General features: G+C 73.9%; 21 protein-coding genes. 10 read left to right on the plus strand and 11 right to left on the minus strand.

All coding sequences use genetic code 11. The features are described 5' to 3' along the window. The first annotated feature begins 8 nt into the window (after positions 1-8). The 3 genes from FE634_RS12905 to FE634_RS12915 all read left to right on the plus strand — a co-directional run bounded on the left by FE634_RS12905 (position 9) and on the right by FE634_RS12915 (position 3,810). Positions 9-2,219 carry a PKD domain-containing protein gene (locus tag FE634_RS12905; protein WP_148240662.1) on the plus strand — a complete coding sequence of 737 codons (2,211 nt, stop codon included), beginning with the start codon at positions 9-11 and terminating at the stop codon, positions 2,217-2,219. 91 nt (positions 2,220-2,310) lie between these two features. Next, a complete protein-coding gene (locus FE634_RS12910; RefSeq protein ID WP_138876119.1) occupies positions 2,311-2,775 on the plus strand; it encodes a hypothetical protein in 465 nt (154 codons plus the stop codon). 30 nt (positions 2,776-2,805) lie between these two features. Further along, positions 2,806-3,810 carry a 5'-3' exonuclease gene (locus tag FE634_RS12915; RefSeq protein WP_137292668.1) on the plus strand — a complete coding sequence of 335 codons (1,005 nt, stop codon included), beginning with the start codon at positions 2,806-2,808 and terminating at the stop codon, positions 3,808-3,810. Between the two features lie 37 nt (positions 3,811-3,847). On the opposite strand, the gene FE634_RS12920 is transcribed toward FE634_RS12915, so the two are convergent. Together FE634_RS12920 and FE634_RS21090 are read right to left on the minus strand one after the other, a co-directional pair. Next, a complete protein-coding gene (locus FE634_RS12920) occupies positions 3,848-6,025 on the minus strand; it encodes a glutamine synthetase III family protein (protein WP_148240663.1) in 2,178 nt (725 codons plus the stop codon). 122 nt (positions 6,026-6,147) lie between these two features. Beyond that, the gene (locus tag FE634_RS21090) at positions 6,148-6,300 is read right to left on the minus strand and encodes a hypothetical protein (RefSeq protein WP_170981468.1); all 153 of its coding nucleotides are present in this window, start codon (positions 6,298-6,300) and stop codon (positions 6,148-6,150) included. 102 nt (positions 6,301-6,402) lie between these two features. On the opposite strand from FE634_RS21090, the gene FE634_RS12925 reads away from it, so the two are divergent. After that, positions 6,403-7,161, plus strand: a complete 759-nt coding sequence (locus FE634_RS12925) for a response regulator transcription factor (RefSeq protein WP_137292670.1) — start codon at positions 6,403-6,405, stop codon at positions 7,159-7,161. Here the strand turns inward: FE634_RS12925 and FE634_RS12930 are convergent. From FE634_RS12930 to FE634_RS12950, 5 genes are all read right to left on the minus strand, one after another. Then, positions 7,134-7,553 (minus strand): Hpt domain-containing protein, encoded by a 420-nt coding sequence (locus FE634_RS12930; RefSeq protein WP_138876120.1) that lies wholly within the window; start codon positions 7,551-7,553, stop codon positions 7,134-7,136. The two genes, FE634_RS12925 and FE634_RS12930, sit on opposite strands and share 28 nt — an antisense overlap. A gap of 162 nt (positions 7,554-7,715) precedes the next feature. Continuing rightward, positions 7,716-10,706 (minus strand): bifunctional [glutamine synthetase] adenylyltransferase/[glutamine synthetase]-adenylyl-L-tyrosine phosphorylase, encoded by a 2,991-nt coding sequence (locus FE634_RS12935; RefSeq protein ID WP_138876121.1) that lies wholly within the window; start codon positions 10,704-10,706, stop codon positions 7,716-7,718. Then, positions 10,703-11,422: a type 1 glutamine amidotransferase gene (locus tag FE634_RS12940; protein WP_138876122.1), complete on the minus strand. Its 720-nt coding sequence runs from the start codon at positions 11,420-11,422 to the stop codon at positions 10,703-10,705. The genes FE634_RS12935 and FE634_RS12940 overlap by 4 nt, the downstream gene beginning before the upstream one ends. An 8-nt stretch (positions 11,423-11,430) precedes the next feature. Next, the gene (locus FE634_RS12945) at positions 11,431-12,771 is read right to left on the minus strand and encodes a glutamine synthetase family protein (protein WP_138876123.1); all 1,341 of its coding nucleotides are present in this window, start codon (positions 12,769-12,771) and stop codon (positions 11,431-11,433) included. A 21-nt stretch (positions 12,772-12,792) separates the two neighbouring features. Beyond that, positions 12,793-13,245, minus strand: a complete 453-nt coding sequence (locus FE634_RS12950; RefSeq protein ID WP_148240664.1) for a hypothetical protein — start codon at positions 13,243-13,245, stop codon at positions 12,793-12,795. 45 nt (positions 13,246-13,290) lie between these two features. Between FE634_RS12950 and FE634_RS12955 the strand changes: the two genes are divergently transcribed. Both FE634_RS12955 and FE634_RS12960 read left to right on the plus strand, forming a co-directional pair. Continuing rightward, complete coding sequence (locus tag FE634_RS12955) at positions 13,291-13,977, plus strand: response regulator transcription factor (protein WP_262347413.1); 687 nt, start codon at positions 13,291-13,293, stop codon at positions 13,975-13,977. 43 nt (positions 13,978-14,020) lie between these two features. Beyond that, positions 14,021-15,289: a sensor histidine kinase gene (locus FE634_RS12960; protein ID WP_262347670.1), complete on the plus strand. Its 1,269-nt coding sequence runs from the start codon at positions 14,021-14,023 to the stop codon at positions 15,287-15,289. A gap of 19 nt (positions 15,290-15,308) precedes the next feature. Here the strand turns inward: FE634_RS12960 and FE634_RS12965 are convergent, their stop codons facing one another. After that, positions 15,309-15,689, minus strand: coding sequence for a hypothetical protein (locus tag FE634_RS12965; RefSeq protein WP_137292677.1), 381 nt, complete (start codon positions 15,687-15,689; stop codon positions 15,309-15,311). Positions 15,690-15,727: 38 nt separating this feature from the next. Continuing rightward, positions 15,728-16,108 (minus strand): hypothetical protein, encoded by a 381-nt coding sequence (locus FE634_RS12970; RefSeq protein ID WP_138876127.1) that lies wholly within the window; start codon positions 16,106-16,108, stop codon positions 15,728-15,730. 163 nt (positions 16,109-16,271) lie between these two features. Here FE634_RS12970 and FE634_RS12975 point away from each other — a divergent pair, with 163 nt between their 5' ends. Beyond that, positions 16,272-17,228 carry an alpha/beta fold hydrolase gene (locus FE634_RS12975; protein WP_138876128.1) on the plus strand — a complete coding sequence of 319 codons (957 nt, stop codon included), beginning with the start codon at positions 16,272-16,274 and terminating at the stop codon, positions 17,226-17,228. Here the strand turns inward: FE634_RS12975 and FE634_RS12980 are convergent. Further along, positions 17,225-19,267 carry an NAD(+) synthase gene (locus FE634_RS12980; protein ID WP_138876129.1) on the minus strand — a complete coding sequence of 681 codons (2,043 nt, stop codon included), beginning with the start codon at positions 19,265-19,267 and terminating at the stop codon, positions 17,225-17,227. The two genes, FE634_RS12975 and FE634_RS12980, sit on opposite strands and share 4 nt — an antisense overlap. 55 nt (positions 19,268-19,322) lie before the next feature. On the opposite strand from FE634_RS12980, the gene FE634_RS12985 reads away from it, so the two are divergent. The 3 genes from FE634_RS12985 (at position 19,323) to panB (ending at position 21,308) form a co-directional block, all read left to right on the plus strand. Next, entirely contained in the window at positions 19,323-19,868 is a 546-nt protein-coding gene (locus FE634_RS12985) for a VOC family protein (protein WP_137292681.1), read from the plus strand. Beyond that, complete coding sequence (locus tag FE634_RS12990; RefSeq protein ID WP_138876130.1) at positions 19,865-20,278, plus strand: VOC family protein; 414 nt, start codon at positions 19,865-19,867, stop codon at positions 20,276-20,278. Before FE634_RS12985 ends, FE634_RS12990 begins: the two co-directional genes overlap by 4 nt. Before the next feature lie 160 nt (positions 20,279-20,438). Continuing rightward, a complete protein-coding gene (gene panB, locus FE634_RS12995) occupies positions 20,439-21,308 on the plus strand; it encodes a 3-methyl-2-oxobutanoate hydroxymethyltransferase (protein WP_137292683.1) in 870 nt (289 codons plus the stop codon). A gap of 50 nt (positions 21,309-21,358) precedes the next feature. On the opposite strand, the gene FE634_RS13000 is transcribed toward panB, so the two are convergent. Continuing rightward, entirely contained in the window at positions 21,359-21,826 is a 468-nt protein-coding gene (locus tag FE634_RS13000; protein WP_170981469.1) for a GreA/GreB family elongation factor, read from the minus strand. Between the last annotated feature and the right edge of the window lie 118 nt (positions 21,827-21,944).

The following is a 21,944-nucleotide window of genomic DNA, read 5'->3' on the forward strand; positions in this document are numbered from 1 at the left end:
CCCTCCCCATGACCCGTCCCACGACCCGTCTCAAGCGACGCGCCCGCCGCCTGTCCCGCTGGTCCGCCCTGCGCGTGCGGGTGCTCGTCGCCCTGGTGGTCGCCGCCGGCCTGACGAGCGCCGTCGCGTCGCAGGCCGTCGCCGAGCAGGCCCCCGCGGGGGCGGCCGCTGCCCCGCGCACCTGGGTGGTCGACGCGATCGACGACGGTCGTGGCAACCGCTGGGAGGCCGTCGGCACCGGCACGTCGCAGGCCAGGATCGTGGTCGGCGACACCGTCGAGTGGCAGTTCGACCGCGCCACGATCAGCCACGACCTGACCTCCGAGAACACCGGTGCGACCTGGCCGACCCCGGTGCTGGTGTCCCGCGTCCCGGGCGGCGCGCCCTTCCGGTACACCTTCGACCAGCCCGGCACCTACCACTACCTGTGCTCGGTGCACGGCACGCTGATGCGCGGCACGGTCGTCGTCGAGGAGCCGGGTCGGGTCAACCAGACTCCGTTGATCGATCCGATGCTCAGCTCCCTCACCGGCACCGCACCGCTGAACACGAGCGTGATGGCGCACGCGAGCGACCCCGACGGCGACGCGCTGAGCTACCTCTGGGACTTCGGGGTCCCCGGCGTGACCTCGACCTTCGAGGACGCCAGCTACACCTACACCGCGCCCGGCTTCTACTCCCTGTCCCTCCGGGTGACCGACGCCCGCGGCGCGTCGGTCGAGCGGACCTGGACCGTGACCGTGGGCGGCGGCGGAGCCGCTCCCCTCGTGCGGGCCGCGGCGGCACCGGCGTCCGGCACGGCGCCGCTGCCGGTCTCCTTCAGCGGACAGGCGCACGACGCCCAGGGCGGCGCCCTCACCTACTCCTGGGACTTCGGGGTCGACGGCACGACCACCGACGTCGCGACGACGCCGAACGCCAGCTGGACCTACCCGACGCCGGGCACCTACGACGCGACCCTCACCGTCACCGACGCCCAGGGCAACCCCGGCGTCGACACCGTCGAGGTCGTCGTGGCCGACCCCGGGGAGACGCTCCCCGCGATCAGGGCCACCGCGACCCCCACCAGCGGCGCGGCACCCCTCGCCGTCGGCTTCTCGACGGAGGTCACCACCGACGGCGACGTGCTCCCCTACGCCGAGGGCATCGGCACCTACGACGACCTCGTCGGCACCGCGGAGATGGTGCGCAGCCGCGGGGCGACGTACGCCAGCATCTCGGTCACCGGGCTCCAGCCCGACGCGCTGCACCAGGTGCACGTGCACGAGCAGAGCTGCGCCAACAACCGCGGCGGTGTGCACTACCGCTTCGACGAGACCCAGCCGTTCGCCGAGGCGAACGAGATCTGGCTCTACTTCACCTCCGACGGCGAGGGTCGCAGCGGGCTGGTCGAGACGCGGGCGACCCGGCGCGCCGGCGAGAAGGCAGTGTCGATCGTCGTCCACGACCCGGACGAGCCGGCCCGGCGGATCGGCTGCGTCGACCTCGCCCCCACCACCGTCGACCTGGCCCACGCGTGGGACTTCGGGGACGGCACCACGGGCTCCGGGCCCGACCCCGACCACACCTACGCGCGCGCCGGCCGCTACACGGCCACCGTCACCGTCGGCAGCGTCCACGCGGGCCACGGCACGGGTCTCGACGCGACCGTCACCTCGTCGGTCGACGTCGTCGTCCGAGCCGGCGCCGCGCCGCAGACCACGATCGCGGGCGGCCCGCGGGGCCACGTCCGGGCGCGGACGTCGACGTTCCGCTTCACCGGCAGCGAACCCGGCAGCGGGTTCGAGTGCCGCCTGGACGCCGGTCGGTGGGCCGGGTGCGGCGCCACGACCACCGTCAGGGGCCTCGCGGAGGGCCGGCACACGATGCGGGTGCGCGCCGTCGACGGCGCCGGCACCGCCGACGCCAGCCCGGCGGTCCGTCGGTGGACGGTCGACCGGAGCGGCCCGACGGTGCGCGGCACCCGGCCCACCGGCGCGACTCGCGACCGCACCCCGACGATCCGGGCACGGGTCGGCGACCGGTTCACCCCCGCCGCCGGCGTCGGCGTCGTCCTGCGCGTCGACGGCCTCAGGGCGCCGGCCCGACGGTCCGGGGGCGCGGTGACCTACACCCCGCGGCGCGCCCTCGCGCCCGGGCGCCACGTCGTGCGGCTCGTCGCCGTCGACCTGGCCGGCAACCGCACGCTCCGGGTCTGGCGGTTCACGGTCCGCCGCTGAGCCGGCGGCGGCGCTCACCTCCAGGGGCGTACCCCCCACGCACCCGGGTGCGGTGCCCTGGGGGGTCCCCGACCCGAAGGAGCTGCCTGACATGGACAGCGGAACCATCATCGTGCTCGTCGTCGTGGGCGTCCTCGTCCTGGCGGCCCTGGTCGCCCTCGCGCTGGTGCTGAGCCGGCGCAGGAAGAGCGCAGAGCTCGCGCAGCGCCGCGCGCAGTCCGACGAGCTGCGCCACCGGGCCGCCGGCCAGACCGAGGACGTCGTCCGTGCCGAGCAGCGCGCCACCGAGGCCGAGCGGGCCGCCGAGCAGGCCCGGCAGGAGGCGCACCGCGCCGAGGAGGAGTCCGCCGTCGCGGAGCGGGCCGCGATGCAGGCCCGCGCCCGCCAGGAGGACGTCGTCCGCGAGGCCGACCGCGTCGACCCCGTCGTCGACCACCAGGCCGACGACTACCGGCCCGTCACCGACACCCGGGCGATCAAGGACCCGCTCGACGAGTCGGCCCCGGCCACCGAGCCGGCACCGACCGACCGGCCGACGCACCGGCACGAGGGCTGACCCGACGCGGCACTACCCTGGGCCGACACCATGCCCAGCTCCCCGGACGACCGCGACCCGCGCCTGCTCCTCGTCGTCGACGCGCCGTCGTTGCTGCACCGCAACCACCACGCGCGCCTCGAGACCGGGCTGCGCGACCGCGGCGGCCGGCCGGCGTGGGCGCTGCACGGCATGCTGCGCCAGATCCTGGAGGCCATCGACCGGTTCGCCCCGGACGCGGTGGTCTTCGGGCTCGACGACCGGACGGCGTCCGTGCGGGCGGCGGGCTACCCGGCCTACAAGGCCGGGCGGGCCGAGAAGCACCCCCTGCTGGTCGAGCAGCTCGAGCGGGCCGCGGCCATGCTCGACGCCCTCGGCCTCCGCACCGTCACGCCCGCCGGGCTCGAGGCCGACGACGTCAGCGCCTCGGCCGCGACGTGGGCCGAGCGGCACGGCTGGCACTGCGTCATCATCACCTCCGACCGCGACTCCTTCGCCCACATCAGCGCCAGCACCCGCGTGCTGCGCCTGATCAACGGCGGCATCGGCGGCTCACCGCTGCTCGACCCCGCGCGGCTGCACACGATGTACGGCGTCGCGGCCGAGCACTACCTCGAGTACGCCGCGCTGCGCGGTGACGCCAGCGACAACCTGCCCGGCGTACCGGGGATCGGCCCGAAGACCGCGGCGCTGCTGCTCAACGAGATGGGCTCGATGCGCGCGGTGTGGGCCGACGTCGAGCACTGCGCCGGGGTGAACCTGGTGGCCACCCTCGACTCGCTCGGCGAGGAGAACGGGACCCCGCGGATGGGCGCGACCCTGCTCCGGCGGCTCACCGCCGACGGCGCCCGGGAGCGCTTCGAGTTCAACGTCGAGATCATGACCGGGCGCGACGACGTCGACCTCGGCCTGACCCCCGACGTGCCGGGCACCCCGGGCCTGCTGCCGCTGCACCCGGACGTGGTGAGCCGGGTGGTCGGCTACCTCGGCGTCCCGTCGACGACCGACCTCGCCCTCCGGGTGCTCACCGAGCCGCCGGCGTCGGCGGCCCGGTGAGCCCGGTCGGCCCGGTGGGTCCGCCGGGCCCGACGGCTCAGAGGATGTAGAGCATCTCCTGGTAGGTCGGGAGCGGCCACAGGTCGTCGGCGACGAGGCCCTCGAGCTCGTCGGCGGCCTCGCGGACGGCGGCCATGGCCGGCAGCACGAGGTCGCGTGCGTCCCGCGCCGTCTCGAGCGGGTCGGCGGCGTGGTCGTGGGCGATGGCGGTCCGCAGGCCCGCCAGCCCGGCGGTGAGGGCGGCGACCTTCTCGCTGACCGTCTCCAGCCCGGTCCGGTCGGGCGTGAGCCCGGCGTCGGCGAGCGCCTTGACGTTGAGCGCGAGCTCGGTCTGGTAGCGCAGCGCGGCCGGGAGCACCGTCGTGGCGCCGATCTCCAGGGTGAGGTTGGCCTCGACGGCCACCGCGAGGACGTACTGCTCGCAGCCGATCTCGAAGCGGCTGTGCGCCTCGCCGGCGCTGAAGACGCCGTACCGGCCGAACAGCTCGACCGCCTCGGGGCTGATCAGCTCGGGCAGCGCGTCGACGGTGGTGCGCAGGTTCTTCAGCCCGCGCTGCTCGGCCTCGACCGGCCACTCGTCGGAGTAGCCGTTGCCGTTGAAGATGACCGCGCCGTGGTCGGAGACGATGTCGCTGAGCAGCGCCTGGACGGCCTCGTTGAAGTCGGTGCCGGCGGCGACGGCGTCCTCGAGGTAGGTCGCGCAGTGGTCGAGCGCCTCGGCCATGATCGTGTTGAGCATGACCATCGGTCCGGCGACGGTCTGGTTGGAGCCCGGCGCCCGGAACTCGAACCGGTTGCCGGTGAAGGCGAACGGCGAGGTGCGGTTGCGGTCGCCCGGGTCCTGGGTGAGGTTCGGCAGGGTGTCGACGCCGACCATCAGGGTGCCCTTCTCCTTGGAGTGGGTCGCACCGCCCTTGGCGATCTGGTCGAAGACGTCGGCGAGCTGGTCACCGAGGAAGACCGAGATGATCGCGGGCGGCGCCTCGTTGGCCCCGAGGCGGTGGTCGTTGGACGCCGAGGCGACCGAGACCCGCAGCAGCCCGCTGTACTTGTGCACCGCGCGGATGACCGCGGCGCAGAAGACCAGGAACTGCGCGTTGTCGTGCGGGTTGTCGCCGGGCACGAGCAGGGAGCCGAGCTCGGAGTTCCCGAGGGAGAAGTTCACGTGCTTGCCCGAGCCGTTGACGCCGGCGAACGGCTTCTCGTGGAACAGGCACTCCATGCCGTGCTTCTTGGCGACCGACTTGAACGTCGTCATCAGCAGCTGCTGGTGGTCGGAGGCCTCGTTGGCGCGCTCGAACATCGGCGCGACCTCGAACTGGCCGGGTGCGACCTCGTTGTGCCGGGTCTTGGCGGGGATGCCGAGCTTGAACAGCTCCCGCTCGGTGTCCATCATGAAGCCCAGGACCCGCTCGGGGATGGCGCCGAAGTAGTGGTCGTCGAACTCCTGGCCCTTGGGCGGCTTCGCGCCGAACAGGGTCCGGCCGGCGTTCAACAGGTCGGGGCGGGCCAGGAAGAAGTGGCTGTCGACCAGGAAGTACTCCTGCTCGGGGCCGCAGTAGGCCACCACGTTGTCGGGGTCGGTGTGCCCGAAGAGCTCGAGCACCCGACGCGCGTGCACCGACATCGCCTGCTGCGAGCGCAGCACGGGCGTCTTGTGGTCCAGCGCCTCGCCGGTCATCGAGATGAAGATGGTCGGGATGCACAGCGTGTTGCCGTTGGGGTTCTCCAGCACGTACGCCGGGCTCATCACGTCCCAGCCGGTGTAGCCGCGCGCCTCGAAGGTGTTGCGCAGCCCGCCGTTGGGGAACGAGGAGGCGTCCGGCTCGCCCTGCACCAGGGTCTTGCCGGAGAACGACGCCAGCGCCGTGCCGTCACCCACCGGGTCGAGGAAGCTGTCGTGCTTCTCGGCGGTCAGGCCGGTCAGCGGGTAGAACACGTGGGCGTAGTGGGTGGCGCCCTTCTCCAGGGCCCAGTCCTTCATCGCCGAGGCGACGGCGTCCGCGACGTCGGGGTCGAGGCGCGTCGACTTCTCGATTGTGGCGACCACCGACTTGTAGACCGACTTCGGCAGCCGCTTCTGCATCGCGCTGAGGCTGAAGACGTTGGTGCCGAAGATCTCGCCGGGCTCCTCGCCGGGATCGAAGCTGATCGGCGGCGGCGTGAACGCCTCGACGGCGGCGATGGCCTGGAGGCGGACGGGGTTGGCGGTCATGACGGCTCCTCGAGCGGGCTGCGCCGGGCTCGGGCACCGGGCGACCCCTCGAGGCTAGGAGCGCTGCGTGTCGGTCTTGTTACGTCGACGTGACGGACCGCGGCTCGCGCGTGTGACGCCCGTCACGGGAGCGGGGCGGGCGGCTCCACGTCGGGGTCGGGAGCCGGGTGGGTCTGCGGGTCGGCCATCGGCTGGTCGGGGTCGAGGCTCGGGACGACGTCCGGCTGGCCGTCGGGGTCGGTCGGGGACACGGGCTGCTCGGGGGTCGTGGTCATGGGCCCATCCCACCCGGCCGCGGCCGTGACGCACCACACCCGGACGGCCCTTGTCGGCGCAGCGCACCCACGGCGCCTCCCGGAGGTGGCAGGATTCGTTGAATGTCGCTGGATGAGGCTCAAGCAGAGCGCCGCGCCGTCGTCGTGGAGGACGACGAGGACATCCGCGTCCTGATCGAGTTCACCCTCGGCACGCAGGGCTTCGACGTCCGCACCGCGGCCAACGGGCTGGACGGCGTCGCCCTCGTGCGCAGCTTCGACCCCGACCTGGTGACCCTCGACCTGGGTCTCCCGGGCATCGACGGGATCGAGACCTGCCGCCGGATCCGCGAGGTCACCGACGCCTACGTCGTGATGATCACCGCCCGCGACGACGAGATCGACCGCCTGCTCGGCCTGGAGACCGGCGCCGACGACTTCCTCTCCAAGCCCTTCAGCATCCGCGAGCTCAAGGCCCGGGTGAACGCGCTGTTCCGGCGGCCCCGGCGCGCGCCCGGCTCCCACGCGGGCGACCCGGCGGCGCCGCCGCCCCCGGCCGCGACGAACGGGCACGAGATCCTGCGACACGGTCTGCTGCGCGTCGACGTCGACGGACGCCGCGCGTTCTGCGCCGACGACGAGCTGGCGCTGACCCGCACCGAGTTCGACCTGCTCGCCGAGCTGATGCGCACCCCGGAGCGGGTCTGGACCCGCGAGGCGCTGCTGCGGTCGGTGTGGGGCACGGAGTGGGTCTCCGACACCCACCTGGTCGAGGTCCACATCGGCAACCTGCGCCGCAAGCTCGGCGAGAACGCCGGGGCACCGCCGTTCATCAAGACCGTCCGCGGCGTCGGCTACCGGATGGAGTCGCCGGTCCCCTGAGCGGGACGCGCCGCGCCGGGCCCCCGCACGCTCACGACGTAGCGGGTGATCGCCTCCTCGGCACGGGTCGCCGCCGGCGGCAGCAGGAGCGCCTCGGCCCGGGCGTCCGCCAGCTCGTCGCGGCGCAGGTGCGTCTCGACGACGCCGGCCATCTCGGCCAGCTCCTGGGCCCCGGTCATCGTCGAGGACACCTTGAGGCTGAGCACGGCGTCCATCGCGCACTCCAGGTCGGCGGCGAGGACGGCGTCGACCACCCGCGTCACGCGGGGCCGCAGCATCGACCGGTAGGTGCCGACCAGGTCGAGCACGAACGGCTGCTCGCGCACGTCGTCGACCAGCAGGTGCAGCGTGGCCGGGTCGAAGGGTGTGGTCGTCCGGGCCCAGGAGATCATTGAACCCAGGCTGGCGGGCCCGGTTCAGCGCCCGGTCACGGCTGGCTCAAGAAATCCGCAAGGTCGGGCGAAAACAGGTGCACGGACCGCGGCCTCTGGGGGGATCGGCCGCGATCCGTGCAGTCACATCATGGCACATCGGCGCCCGCTCCACGACGTCGGTCACCAGAAGACCCGGTCGACGACGCCCCGGGCCAGTCGGGTGACGCGCAGGTGGTCGTTGACCATCTCGTCGGTCCGGCCGCCCGGGTAGCCCAGGATGGCCGCGACGGCGGCCCGCTCGCGCGTGTCGCGCGGGAGCTGCTCGGCCGCCTTGCCCCGGGCCAGCGTGACGGCGTTGCGCACCCGGCTGACCGCGCGCCACGCCTCGGTGAGGACGGCGGCGTCGTCGTCGGTGACCAGGCCGGCCTCGCGGGCCGCCTCGAGCGCGGTCAGGGTGCGGGGGGTCCGCAGGGCCGGCACCTCGCCGGCGAAGCGCATCTGGAGCAGCTGGACGGTCCACTCGATGTCGGCCAGTCCCCCGCGCCCCAGCTTGAGGTGCAGCTGCGGGTCGGCACCGCGCGGCATCCGCTCCTTGTCGACGCGCGCCTTGATCCGGCGCACCTCGAGGACGTCGTCGTCGGAGAGCCCACCCCGCGGGTAGCGCAGCGGGTCGATGAGCTGCTCGAACGCCGTCCGCAGCGCCGGGTCGCCGACGACGGCGTCGGCGCGGAGCAGCGCCTGGGCCTCCCAGACCTTCGACCACTTGGCGTAGTAGGCGGCGTATGAGTCGAGGGTGCGCACCAGGGCGCCCTGCTTGCCCTCGGGCCGCAGGTCCGCGTCGACGGTGAGGGCGGGGTCGGCCCCGGGCAGCGCGAGCTGGTTGCGGACCTCGTTGGCCACCGCGGTCGCGTACTGCGTCGCGCGGTGCGGGTCGGCGCCCTCGACCGGCTGGTGCACGAAGAGGACGTCGGCGTCGCTGCCGTAGGAGAGCTCGAAGCCGCCGTAGCGGCCCATCGCGACGACCGCCATGGCGGTGGGCGGCTCGTCGAACCCGCGCTGGCGGCACAGGTCGCGCCCCACGACCTCCAGGGTGGTCTCGAGGGTGGCGTCGGTGATCCGCGACAGGGCCGCGCCGACGTCGGCGACGTCGGTCAGGTCGAGGACGTCGCCCGCCGCGACGCGGAAGAGCTCGCGGCGCCGGACCGCGCGCGCGGCGCGGACCGCCTTGTCGACGTCGTCCTGGCGGGCCGCCGTCGAGCGCATCTCCTCGATCATCGCCTCGGCGCTGAGCGGCGACAGGTCCCCGCCGAGCATGCGGACGCCCTGCGGCTCGCGCTCGAGCAGGCCGGTGACGTAGCGCGAGGTCGACAGCAGGTGGGCCAGGCGCTCGGCGACCTCGCCCTCGTCGCGCAGGGTGCGCAGGTACCAGGGGGTGCGGCCCAGCGCCTCGCTGAGCCGCCGGAAGCCGAACAGCCCGGCGTCGGGGTCGGCACCCTCCGCGAACCAGCTGAGCATCGCCGGCAGCAGCGCGCGCTGCAGGGTGGCCGTGCGGGAGACGCCGCTGGTCAGCGCCTCCAGGTTGCGCAGCGCGGCCTGCGGGTCGGCGTACCCGAGCGCGGCGAGCCGCGCGCCGGCCGCCTCGGAGGAGAGCCGGACCTCCCCGCTGTGCACCCGCGCCACCGCGGTGAGCAGCGGGCGGTAGAAGAGCTTCTCGTTGAGCCGCCGGACCTCGCGGCGGTGGTGCTCCCACGCCGAGGCCAGGGTGGCCTCGGGCTCCCGGACGAACCCGATGCTGCGGCCCAGGCGGCGCAACGCCGCGGTGTCGTCGGGGACGACGTGGGTGCGGCGCAGCTGCACGAGCTGGATGCGGTGCTCGAGGGTGCGCAGGAACGCGTAGGCGTCGTGCAGCGCCTCGCCGTCCTCGCGGCCGACGTAGCCGTGCTCGGTGAGCTGGGCGAGCGCGCTGAGGGTCGTGGACGCACGGATCCGGTCGTCGGCCAGGCCGTGCACCAGCTGCAGCAGCTGGACGGCGAACTCGACGTCGCGCAGGCCACCCCAGCCGAGCTTGAGCTGGCGGTCGGCCTCCTTGGCCGGGATGTGGTCGAGCACCCGGCGGCGCATCGCCTGGACGTCGGCCACGAACCCGTCGCGCTCCGCGACGCTCCACACCATCGGCTCCACGGTCGCGATGAACTCGCCGCCGAGCTCGAGGTCGCCGGCCACCGGACGGGCCTTGAGCAGCGCCTGGAACTCCCACGCCTTGGCCCAGCGCTCGTAGTAGCCGCGGTGGCTGGCCAGGGTGCGGGTCAGCGGCCCGGCCTTGCCCTCGGGGCGCAGCGCCGCGTCGACCGGCCAGATCGTGCCCTCGCCGGTGTGCTCGGAGCAGATCCGGATCAGGTGGCTGGCCAGCCGGGTCGCGGTCCGGAGCGCCCGCGCGTCCGAGGTGCGCCCGCCGTCGGCCGCCACGGCCGGCTCGTGGACGAAGATCACGTCGACGTCCGAGACGTAGTTCAGCTCGTGGCCGCCGCACTTGCCCATCGCGACGACGGCCAGGCGCGCGCACCCGGCGTCCTCCCCCACCCGCTGGCGGGCCACCGCGAGGGCGGCGTCCAGGGTGCCGGCCGCGAGGTCGGAGAGCTCGGCGGCGGCGTCGTCGACGCCGAGGTCGTGGGCGAGGTCGCGCGCGGCCAGCCGCAGCAGCACCCGGCGGTACTCGACCCGCAGCGCGTCGACGGCCTCGGCGTCCGGGAGCGTCGCGGTCGGCAGGTCGGAGTCGGGGTCGGCACCGACGGCGGCGAGCAGGCCGGCGCGCACGACGTAGGCCGGCGGGCGGGTCGAGCCGAGGGTGGGGTCGGTGAGCTCGCGCCAGTGCTCGGGGTGGCGGGCCAGGTGGTCGGCCAGCGCCTCGCTGGCCCCGAGCACGCACAGCAGCCGCATCGCGGTGCCCTCGTCGTCGGCCAGCTCCGCGAGCATCGTGGCGCGCTCGTCGCCCGCGGCGTCGGCCAGCCGGACCAGCCCGGTCAGGGCCTGGTCGGGGTCGGCGGTGCGGGCCAGCAGCGCGACCAGCGGCTCGCTGGCCACGCCCAGCAGCGCGAGGTCGGCCAGCGCCTCGTCGGTGCGCTGGAAGCCGAGCCGCAGCAGGGTCCCCTTGGTCGTGGCGACCCGGCTCACGACGCCACCCCGGCGCCCGCGACAACCCGCGCGAACGACGTCGCCAGCGGCCGCCAGGTCGTCTCCAGCTCATCGGCGGCGGCACCGACCTCCGCGGCCAGCGCGTCGGCGGCGGCGTCCGGCTCCGTGGTGCCCCACCTCTCGACGACGGCCCGGTCCACCTCGGGGTGCGGCTGGACGCCCCACGCGCGCGGCGCGAACCGGGCGGCCTGCACCTCCCCGCCGGGTGCGAGCGCGAGCACCTCGGCCCCGGGCGGCAGCGCGGTGACGACGTCGACGTTCCAGTGCAGGCAGCGCTGTGGGGCGTGCCGCGTGGCGTGCTGCAGGGGGGCGACGAGCTCGTCGTCGAGCGCGGCCGCCGTCCAGCCGACCGGCAGCAGCCCCCGCTGCTGCCCGGCGGGGTTCGGCGCGGACGTGCCGCCCAGGGCCGCGGCCAGCAGCTGGTGGCCCAGGCAGATGCCGAGCGTCGCGACGTCGGCCGCGACGGCGTCGCGCAGCAGCGCCCGCGTCGGGGCGAGCCAGGCGTGCTCGGCGTCGTCGGTGGCGGCCATCGGACCCCCGAGCACCAGCAGCCCGGTGTGGCCGGCCAGGTCGTCGGGCAGCGGGTCGCCGGCGTAGGGGCGGCGCACGTCGAGGCCGACGCCGGCCTCCGCCAGCCACCGGCCCACGAGCGCCGGCGGGCAGTCGTCCTCGTGCTGGATCACCAGGACCGTCATCGCGAGCGTCAGATCACCGGCAGCATCTGGTCGCGCTCGAAGGCGGAGACCTGGCCGCGGTACTCGTCCCACTCGGCGCGCTTGTTGCGCAGGAAGTACTCGAAGACGTTCTCCCCCAGCGTCTCGGCCAGCAGCTCGCTGGTCTCGGCGACCTCGATCGCCTCGTTGAGGTTCTTGGGCAGCGGGTCGATGCCGAGGCTCTTGCGCTCGCGCTCGGAGAGCGCCCAGACGTCGTCCTCGGCCTCGCGCGGGAGCTCGTAGCCCTCCTCGATGCCCTTCATGCCGGCCGCCAGGATCGCGGCGAAGGCGAGGTAGGGGTTGCAGGCGGGGTCGAGGGTGCGGACCTCGACCCGGGTCGAGGCGCCCTTGAGCGGCTTGTACATCGGCACCCGGACCATCGCGGAACGGTTGTTGTGGCCCCAGCAGACGTACGACGGCGCCTCGCCGCCGAACATCATCCGCTTGTAGGAGTTGACCCACTGGTTGGTCACGACGCTGATCTCGGGTGCGTGCCTGAGGATGCCGGCGATGAAGCGGCGTCCGGTCTGGCTCAGCTGGTACTCGGCGCCGGCCTCGTAGAAGGCGTTCTGGTCGCCCTCGAAGAGCGAGACGTGGGTGTGCATGCCCGAGCCCGGGTGGGTCGTGAACGGCTTCGGCATGAAGCTGGCCCAGATGCCCTGGCTCAGCGCGACCTCCCGGATGACGGTGCGGAAGGTGAGGATGTTGTCGGCCGTGGAGAGGGCGTCGGCGTAGCGCAGGTCGATCTCCTGCTGCCCCGGGCCGCCTTCGTGGTGGCTGAACTCCACCGAGATGCCCATCGCCTCGAGCATGGTGATGGCCTCGCGGCGGAAGTCGGAGCCGTGCGACTGCGCGGTGTGGTCGAAGAAGCCGCTGCGGTCGACCGGCACCGGGTCGACCCCAGCCTGCGGCGTGTCCTTGAACAGGTAGAACTCGATCTCGGGGTGGGTGTAGAAGGTGAAGCCCCGCTCGGCGGCCCGGGCGAGGGTGCGCTTGAGGACGTAGCGCGGGTCGGAGTACGACGGGCTGCCGTCGGGCATCACCACGTCGCAGAACATCCGCGCCGTCGCCGGGCCGTCGCCCCCGCGCCACGGCAGGATCTGGAACGTCGACGGGTCCGGCATCAGCAGCATGTCGGCCTCGTAGACGCGCGCGAAGCCCTCGATCGCCGAGCCGTCGAACCCGATGCCCTCCTCGAAGGCGCCCTCGAGCTCGGCCGGAGCCACCGCCACCGACTTGAGGAAGCCAAGCACGTCGGTGAACCACAGTCGCACGAACCGGACGTCGCGCTCCTCGAGAGCGCGGAGAACGAACTCTTCCTGCTTGCCCATGGCGCCACCCTAGGGTGCCGGTCAGTCCCCGTCGCCGAGGGTCTGGTCCTCGCGGTCGGACAGCGTCGGGCGACCGCCGTTGCAGTAGACCTCCAGCTCGATGGAGCGGGCACCGGAGGAGAACACCGCGTCGACGTCGTCGTCGGGTCCGGACTCGAAGCCGATGGTGGTCCACCCGGGTGCCGGGGCGGCCTCGACGCCGTAGGCGACGGCGCCCCGGCAGGCCACGGTGATGCTGCCGAAGTCGTCGTCGAAGACCTGCTCGCGCCGCTCGGCCGCGGGGTCCGGCGTCACCGCGCCCGGGGTGCCGAGGCCTGCGGCCTCGAAGGCACGCTGCTGACCGTTGAGCGGACCGCGGTCACGCACGCTCGCCCCCACCCCGGTCACCGCGAAGAGACCGACCGCCACCGCGAGCGCCGCCGCGCCGAGCCAGCCGGCGAGGTAGCCGAGCGTGCGCACGGAGGGACGGGCCATGGCGCCATCATCCCCGACGGGGGCTGAGCCAGTAGGTTCGCCCACGTGCAGGTGCTGATCATCGAGGACGACGCGCGGATCCGTCCGCTGCTGATGCGCTCGCTCGGTGAGCGGGGGTACGCCGTCGAGTCGGCCTCGACCGGCATGCAGGGCCTGCAGATGGCCGTCGACTCGCGTCCCGACCTGGTGATCCTCGACCTCGGCCTGCCCGACGTCGACGGCACCCAGGTGCTGTCGATGCTGCGCGCGGTGAGCACCGTGCCGGTCATCGTGGCCAGCGCCCGCGACGACGACCCGTCGCTGGTCGGCTGCCTCGACGCCGGCGCCGACGACTACGTGGTCAAGCCCTACACGACCGCCCAGCTCGAGGCCCGGATCCGCGCGGTGATGCGCCGCTCCGGCGCCGGCGGCTCCCCCGCCCGGCGCACCATCGTCGTCGGCGCCCTCGAGATCGACGTCGCCGCCCGGCAGGCGCGCGTCTCCGGGACCAACCTCGACCTGAGCCCCAAGGAGTTCGACCTGCTGCGCCACCTGGCCGAGCGTCCGGACGAGGTGGTCACCAAGCGCGAGCTGCTCGTCGAGGTCTGGCAGCAGCCGTGGGGCGGGTCCGACAAGACCGTCGACGTCCACCTGTCGTGGCTGCGCCGCAAGCTCGGCGAGTCGGCGTCCGAGCCGCGCTACCTGCACACCGTGCGCGGCGTCGGCGTCCGGCTCAGCGAGCCGGAGGGCTGAGGTGCGCCGGAGGCTGACCGTCACGGTGGCCGCCGCCGTGAGCATGGTCCTGCTCGCCATGCTCGTGCCGATGGCGGTCCTGCTGCGCAGCTACGTCCTCGAGGACCGGCTGGCCCAGGCGGCGCTGGAGGTGCAGTCCACCGAGAGCGTGGTGGCCCGCTACGGCCGCAGCGAGATCGCCCGCTACGTCGCGGAGGTCAACGCCGACAGCGACACCGAGACGACGGTCGTCATGGCCGACGGCGATGTCCTCGGCCCCGCGCCGGGAGCCGCCGAGGAGGCCCGGATCGTCGAGGCGCGCATCAACAGCACCGCCCGGGTCGACGACGTCGACGGCGGCACCGCGATCCTGGTGCCGGTCTCGCTCAGCGGCAGCTCGGCGGGTCCCGAGTCCCAGCCGATCATCCGGGTCTTCGTGCCGACGCCCGGCTTCGAGCGCGAGCTGGTGCGGAGCTGGCTGATCCTGCTGGCCCTCGGCGCGCTGCTGCTCGTCGGCGCGCTGGTGCTCTCCGACCGGCTGGCCCGCTCGTTCGTGCGGCCCATCCAGAGCCTGGCCGGGTACGCCGCCGGCCTCGGCGCCGGGCGCCGGACCGAGCAGCCCCCCGTCGAGGGTCCCTCCGAGGTCCGCGACCTCGGCGTGGCGCTGCACCGGCTGGTCGACCGCGTCGAGGTGCTGCTCGAGCGCGAGCGCGCCGGCATCGCCGACGTCTCGCACCGGCTGCGCACCCCGATGACCGCGCTCCGGCTGCGCGTCGAGGGCATCGCCGACGACGCCGCTCGCGAGCGGCTGATGGCCGACCTCGACGACCTGCAGGCCACCGTCGACCACGTCGTGCGCGAGGCGCGGCGCTCCGAGCGCGAGGGCCTGGTGCCGGTGACCGACGGCGTCGCCGTTCTCACCGAGCGGGCGCGGTTCTGGGAGCCGCTCGCCGAGGACCAGGGGCGCCGCTTCGACCTGGAGGTCACGACCACCGGGCCGGTGCCGGTGCGGGCCGGGCCGGAGGACCTGGCCGCCCTGGTCGACGTCCTGCTCGACAACGTCTTCACCCACACGCCCGAGCCGGTCGGCGTCCGGGTCACCGTGGCCCCCGGCGCCGACGGTGGGCTCCGGCTGGTCGTCGAGGACGGCGGACCGGGCCTGTCCGTCGAGGACGCCGCCCGCCTCGTCGACCGCGGGGTCTCCGGCGGCGACTCGACCGGGCTCGGCCTCTCCATCGTCGACAAGACCGCCACCGAGTCCGGTGGCGGTCTGTCGATCGGGCGGTCGGCGCTCGGCGGCACCGAGGTCGTGGTCGACCTCGGCGGCGCCTAGCCCGATCCGTGCGCCGGGGTCAGACGGTGACCGAGGCGCCGCAGCGGGTGGTGGCGCCGACCCGCTTGGCGGTGAACTTGAAGGTGTCGGCGCCGGCGGTGTTCGGGCGGTAGCGCTCGAGGTCGAGGTCGCCGTCGCGCTCGGCGGTGCGGACGACGTTCGCGACCCGCTTGCCGTCCTGCCACAGCTTGACCCGCCACGCGCTGCCGGCGGGCAGGTTGTCGAGGTCGACGTTGACCTCGTGGCCGCGGCCCTCGCGGTCGACCGACAGCTCGTAGGTGCCGGTGCCGCAGACCCCCTGGCGCTCGACGTCGGCGTGGGCCGGGGCGGCGGTGAGGGCGACGGCGGCGGGGCCGGCCAGCAGGGCGGTGGCGGACAGGGCGGCGATGCTCTTCTTCATGGTGGTTCCTCCGGGTGGTGGGGTGTGTGGTGGACGGATCAGCGGTTCAGGGTGGCGACGCAGGGGTCGCCCTCGGCCGGGCTGACGCTCACGCGGTACTCCTGCGTGCCGTCCTTGTCGACCGGGGTGTCGAGGTCGAGCTCGCCGTCCTCGTCGGTGCTGCGCTCGCCGGCGAGCACGGAGGCGCCGTCCTGCTCGACGAGCACCTGCCAGACCTCGGCCGGGCCGCTCGACTGGAGCTCGAACTCGAGCTCGAGGCCGCCGTCGTCCTCGCCGACGACGAGCTCGTAGGCGGCGCCGTCGCAGGTGCCGCGCTCCCGGGTCTCGTCGTCGGCGCCGAAGGCCATCACGGCTCCGGCCCCGAGCCCGGCCACGACGACCGCGCCGACCGCACCCGCGGCCACGAACTTCTTCCTCATCTCGCTCCTCCTCGTCTTCGACCCTGGGTCGCTGGTGTCCCTCGTGTGCTGCTGGGGTGACGAGGACGACGATGCCGCCGACGGCGCTAAGCGCGATCCAGCGGCGGGCTAAGGCGCGGTTAAGGAGTCGCGACCACCGGCGGCGGCGTCCAGGATGGGAGCCATGTCGATCGAGCCTGGACCGGACGCACGCCCTGGCGCCGTCGAGCACGTGGTGGCCGTCGACGGCGGCGCGGACGGCGGCGGCTACGACCTCTGGGTGCGCGAGAGCGGTGACCGCTCCGGCAGCACGGTGCTGCTCGTGATGGGCGCGGCCTCCAGCGGCGTCCTCTGGCCCGACCGGCTGGTGGAGCGGCTCGGGCGCCGCCACCGCGTGGTCGTGTGGGACCACCGCGACACCGGCCGGTCCACCCGCGGGATCGACGACCGGCCCTACGCGATCCGCGACCTGGCCGGCGACGCCGTCGCCGTGCTCGACGCCCTCGCCGTCGACCGCGCGCACGTCGTGGGGATGTCGATGGGCGGCTACCTCGTGCAGCTCCTGCTGCTCGACCACCCCGACCGGCTGCTCTCCGCGACGCTGTTCTGCACCGGCGCCCTGCCCGGCGCGCCCGGTGCGGACGCCGTGCCCGGGCCCTCCGACGAGCTGCTCGCCGTGTGGGCGACGCTGGGGGAACCGCGCGACGCCGCCGCCGAGCTCGACTGGCGGGTGGAGCACTGGCGGGTGCTCAACGGCGGCGGGGTGCCGTTCGACGCCGAGGAGTTCCGCGCCCTCGAGGAGCGGGTCGTCGCCCACGGCGGCCCGCCGGACGCCGCCTCCGCCACGGCGCACGCCCGCGCCGGCACCGACGGGCTCGCCCGCGGCGCCGAGCTGGCCGGCGTGACGACCCCGGTGCTCGTCGTCGAGGCACCGGCCGACCCGGCCTACCCGCCCCCGAGCGCCGCGCACCTGGCGCGCACCATCGGCTCCGCGCACCGCGTCGAGGTGCCGGGGATGGGGCACGCGCTGCCGGGCGCCGTCCTGGGCCCGCTGGGCGACGCCCTCTCGGCCCACCTCGACGCCGTCGACGGGGCCGACGCCGGGTCGGTGCCCGGCCGCACGGGTGGAGCCGGGCGCTAGGCCTGCGGGACGTTCTCCAGCTCGGCGAGCCAGGCGGTCGGGGCGGCGTCGGAGGGCATCCGCCAGTCGCCGCGCGGTGACATGGTGCCGCCCGGGGTGACCTTGGGGCCGTTGGGCAGGGCCGAGCGCTTGAACTGGCTGGCGAAGAAGCGCCGGCAGAAGACCTCCAGCCACCGCCGGATCGTGGCGAGGTCGTACTCGCCGCGCCGGTCGGCGGGGAACCCGGCCGGCCACTCCCCCGCCTCGACGTCGTGCCAGGTGTGCCAGGCGAGGAAGGCGATCTTGCTGGGCCGGTAGCCGCGGCGCAGCACGTGGTACAGCGTGAAGTCCTGCAGCGCGTAGGGGCCCACGGAGTCCTCGGTGCGCTGCTCGGGCTGGTCGACCGTGGCCGGGATCAGCTCGGGGGTGATCTCCTGCTCGAGGATCTCGCGGAGCACCTCGTCGGTGTCGGCCTCGAACTGGCTGGACTCGATGACGTAGCGGATCAGGTGCTGGATCAGGGTCTTCGGGACGCCGGCGTTGACGTTGTAGTGCGACATCTGGTCACCGACGCCGTAGGTGCACCAGCCCAGCGCGAGCTCGGAGAGGTCCCCGGTGCCGAGCACGATCCCGCCGCGGTGGTTGGCCAGGCGGAACAGGTAGTCGGTGCGCAAGCCGGCCTGCACGTTCTCGAAGGTGATGTCGTAGACCTCGCGCCCCTCGGAGAAGGGGTGGTCGAGGTCGTCGAGCATCTGCCGGGCCGCGGCGGTGATGTCCAGGGTCGCGAAGCTGACCCCGAGGCTCTCCGAGAGCCGGGTCGCGTAGCCCCGCGTCGCCTCGCCGGTCGCGAACCCCGGCATCGTGAAGGCGAGGATGTCGGTGCGCGGCCGGCCGAGGCGGTCCATCGCCTTGGCGGCCACGATCAGCGCGTGGGTCGAGTCGAGGCCGCCGCTGACGCCGATGACGACCTTGGGCTGCCAGGTGTCGGTCGACATCGCACGCAGCCGCTGCTCGAGGCCGGAGACCTGGATGTTGTAGGCCTCGTAGCAGTCCTGCGCGAGCCGGGCCGGGTCGTCGGGCACGAACGGGAAGCGGCGCTGCGGACGGCGCAGCCCGACGTCGCCGACCGGCGGGTCGAGCCGGAACCGGACCGGGGTGGCGTGCACGTCGTGGTTGCGGCGGTTGTCGTCGAAGGTGCCCTGGCGCTGGCGCTCCTGCCGGATCCGGTCGAGGTCGACGTCGGCGACGGTGCGGCGGGCCCCCTCGGGGAACCGCTCGCCCTCGGCGAGCAGGTCGCCGCACTCGTAGACCATCGTCTGGCCGTCCCAGCTCAGGTCGGTCGTCGACTCGCCCTGGCCGGCGGCGGCGTAGACGTAGGCGGCCTGGCAGCGCGCGCTGGCGCTCTTGACCAGCAGCCGGCGCTCCTCGGCGCGGGCGATGGTGATCGGGCTGCCGGAGAGGTTGAGCAGCACGTGCGCCCCGGCCAGCGCGGCCGTCGCGCTCGGCGGCACCGGCACCCACATGTCCTCGCAGACCTCGACGTGGAAGGTGAGGTCGGGCAGGTCGGTGGCCGTGTAGACCAGGTCGGTCCCGAACGGCGCCTCGTGGGAGCCCACCGTGACCTGGTCGGTCACCTGCTCGTCGCCGGCGGCGAACCAGCGGCGCTCGTAGAACTCGCGGTAGTTCGGCAGGTGCGCCTTCGGGGCCACGCCGAGGAGCTCGCCGTCCTTGATGACCAGGGCGCAGTTGTAGACGCGGTCGTCGTGGCGCAACGGCGCGCCGACCACGATCACCGGCAGCAGCCCCACGGACGCCGCCACGATCTCCTCGACCGCGACGACGACGGCGTCCAGCAGGGTGTCCTGGAGGAAGAGGTCGTCGACGGCGTACCCGGTCAGACCGAGCTCGGGGAACAGCGCGATCGCCACGCCCTCGGCGTCGCACTCGCGCGCCTGCTCGATGGTGCGGGCCGCGTTGGCGGCCGGGTCGGCGATGGCGACCGGCAGCGTGCAGGCCGCGACGCGGGCGAACCCGTGGGCGTAGGCCGAGTAGAAGTCCACGCGTGGAGTCTAGGGAGGGCGATGAGTTCCCGACCGGACGGCGGTCAGTCCGGCCATGACCAGCATCAGTCCGTGCCTCTGGTTCGACGACCGGCTCGAGGAGGCGGCGCGGTTCTACACCGCGATCTTCCCCCGCTCGTCGATCGGCAGGCTCTCGCGCTACCCCGCGACGACGCCCGGCGAGCCCGGACGGGTGATGGCCGGAGAGTTCACGATCGACGGCACCCGGTTCCAGGGCATCAACGGCGGTCCGGAGCACGCCCACTTCACCGAGGCGGTCTCCTTCACCATCACCTGCCGGGACCAGTCGGAGGTCGACTACTACTGGCACTCCCTCGCCGACGGCGGGCGGGAGTCGGTCTGCGGCTGGCTCAAGGACCGCTTCGGGCTGTCGTGGCAGGTCGTGCCGGCGCGGCTGTACGAGCTGGTCTCCGACCCCGACCCGGCCCGCGCGGGCGCCGCGACGCAGGCGATGCTCGCGATGACCCGGATCGTCGTGGCCGACCTCGAGGCGGCGGCCGACGCCGCCGGACCCCCGACGCCCCACCCCACGCAGCACCCGCCCCAGCACCCCAGCACCAGCGACCAGGAGAACCGATGAGCACCCGACTGAACCCGTACCTCATGTTCCGCGGCCAGGCCGAGGAGGCGATGACGTTCTACCAGTCCGTCCTCGGCGGCGTCCTCGACGTCAACACCTACGCCCAGTTCGGGGGCGGGGGCGTGCCCGAGGCCGAGCAGGGCCAGGTCATGCACTCCCAGCTCACCACGAACGACACCGTCGTGCTGATGGGCTCCGACGCCCCCAGCACCATGCCGGGCCAGGTCACCAACGGCACGGTGTCGATCAGCGGCGACGACCTCGAGACCATCCGCGGCTGGTTCGAGGCGCTCGCCGAGGGCGGCTCGGTCGACCTGCCGTTCGAGGAGGCGCCCTGGGGCGACCACTTCGGCCAGGTCACCGACCGGTTCGGCGTGCAGTGGATGTTCAACTCCCCCCCCGGCCGCTGACCCACCGCCGACCCACCGCTGACCCGTCGCTGATCAGCGACGGGTCGGCGGTGACGACCGCCACAGGGCGCGACGGTGGGCTCGAGCAGGCGTGCGGCCTAGCCTGGGACCGGTCCGTGGACTCCACCCGAGGAGCCGCGAGACGACGATCGGAGACACGATGAGCACGCCCTCCCAGCCCGAGGAGACCGCGCCGTACGGCACCGGCCCCGCGACGGCGTCCGCGGCCGCCCCCACGAAGCGGGTCCGCACCCACCACCTGCGCGAGATGAAGGAGCGCGGCGAGCGCTTCTCCATGCTCACCGCCTACGAGCAGTACGCCGCCGCCACGTTCGACGAGGCCGGCATCGAGGTGCTGCTGGTCGGCGACAGCGCGAGCAACAACGTCTACGGCAACGAGACCTCCCTCCCGGTGACCGTCGAGGAGCTGCTGCCGCTCACCCGCGCCGTGTCGCGCTCGGTGCGCCGGGCCCTCGTGGTCGGCGACCTGCCGTTCGGCAGCTACCAGGCCTCCGCCGAGCAGGCCTACCTGACCGCCGTCCGGTTCATGAAGGAGGCCGGCGCCCACGCCGTCAAGCTCGAGGGCGGCGTGGAGATGGCCCCACAGATCGAGAGGCTGACGCAGGGCGGCATCCCCGTGATGGCCCACATCGGCTTCACCCCGCAGTCCGAGCACACGCTCGGCGGCTACCGCGTCCAGGGCCGCGGCGAGACCGGTGCGCGGGTCCTCGCCGACGCGCTCGCGGTCCAGGAGGCCGGCGCCTTCGCCGTCGTGATGGAGATGGTGCCCGGCGACATCGCCGGCGAGATCACCCGCCGGCTCCGCATCCCCACCATCGGGATCGGCGCCGGCGCCGGGTGCGACGGGCAGGTCCTCGTCTGGCAGGACGCCTTCGGCCTGCGCCAGGGCCGGATGGCCCGGTTCGTGAAGCAGTACGCCGACGTCCACGCCGTGCTGCTGCAGGCCGCGCGCGACTACGACGCCGACGTCAAGGCCGGCACCTTCCCCGGGCCCGAGCACACCTTCTGACCCGCTGACCCGTCGCTGATCAGCGACGGGTCAGCGCGGGTTCGGTGCCGTCAGCTGGTGGAGACGATGGTCGCGGACAACGACAGGCCCTTGCGCGGGGCGTAGGAGACGGTGCTGCCGACGGCGGTGCCGAGGATGGCCTGGCCGAGCGGGCTGCTGGGCGTGACCGTCTCGATGCCCGCGACCGCCTGCTCGACGGAGCCGACGACGAACGACTCGGGGCCGTCGCCGAGGTCGAGCACGACGGTGTCGCCGAGCGAGACGACGCCGTCGACGTGCTCGGCGGCCTCGACCTCGGCGATGTCGAGCTCGAGGGCGGCGATCCGCTCGTCGAGCAGCGACAGCCGGATGCTGGCCTCGACGTTGGTGGCACGGTCGACGATGTCGCCGACGGCCTCGGCACGGGTCTCGGCCTGGGCCTGGTCGCGCTCGGCCTGGAGGGCGGTGAGCCGCTCGTGCAGGACGGCGAGCGCGGCGCTCGACGAGGCGGTGGGGGCGGTGGAAGCGCTCGGCGTCATGGGGATCGATCCTTCACGGGAGGTGGTCTGCGATGGTATGGCCTGCGGTCTGCTGTTCAACCCACCCGCAGGGCTTCTCATGCCCGTCTTCAGCACTTTCTTACCCACCATCTTTGCG

The organism is Nocardioides sp. S-1144, from assembly GCF_005954645.2.
GTDB lineage: Bacteria > Actinomycetota > Actinomycetes > Propionibacteriales > Nocardioidaceae > Nocardioides > Nocardioides dongxiaopingii.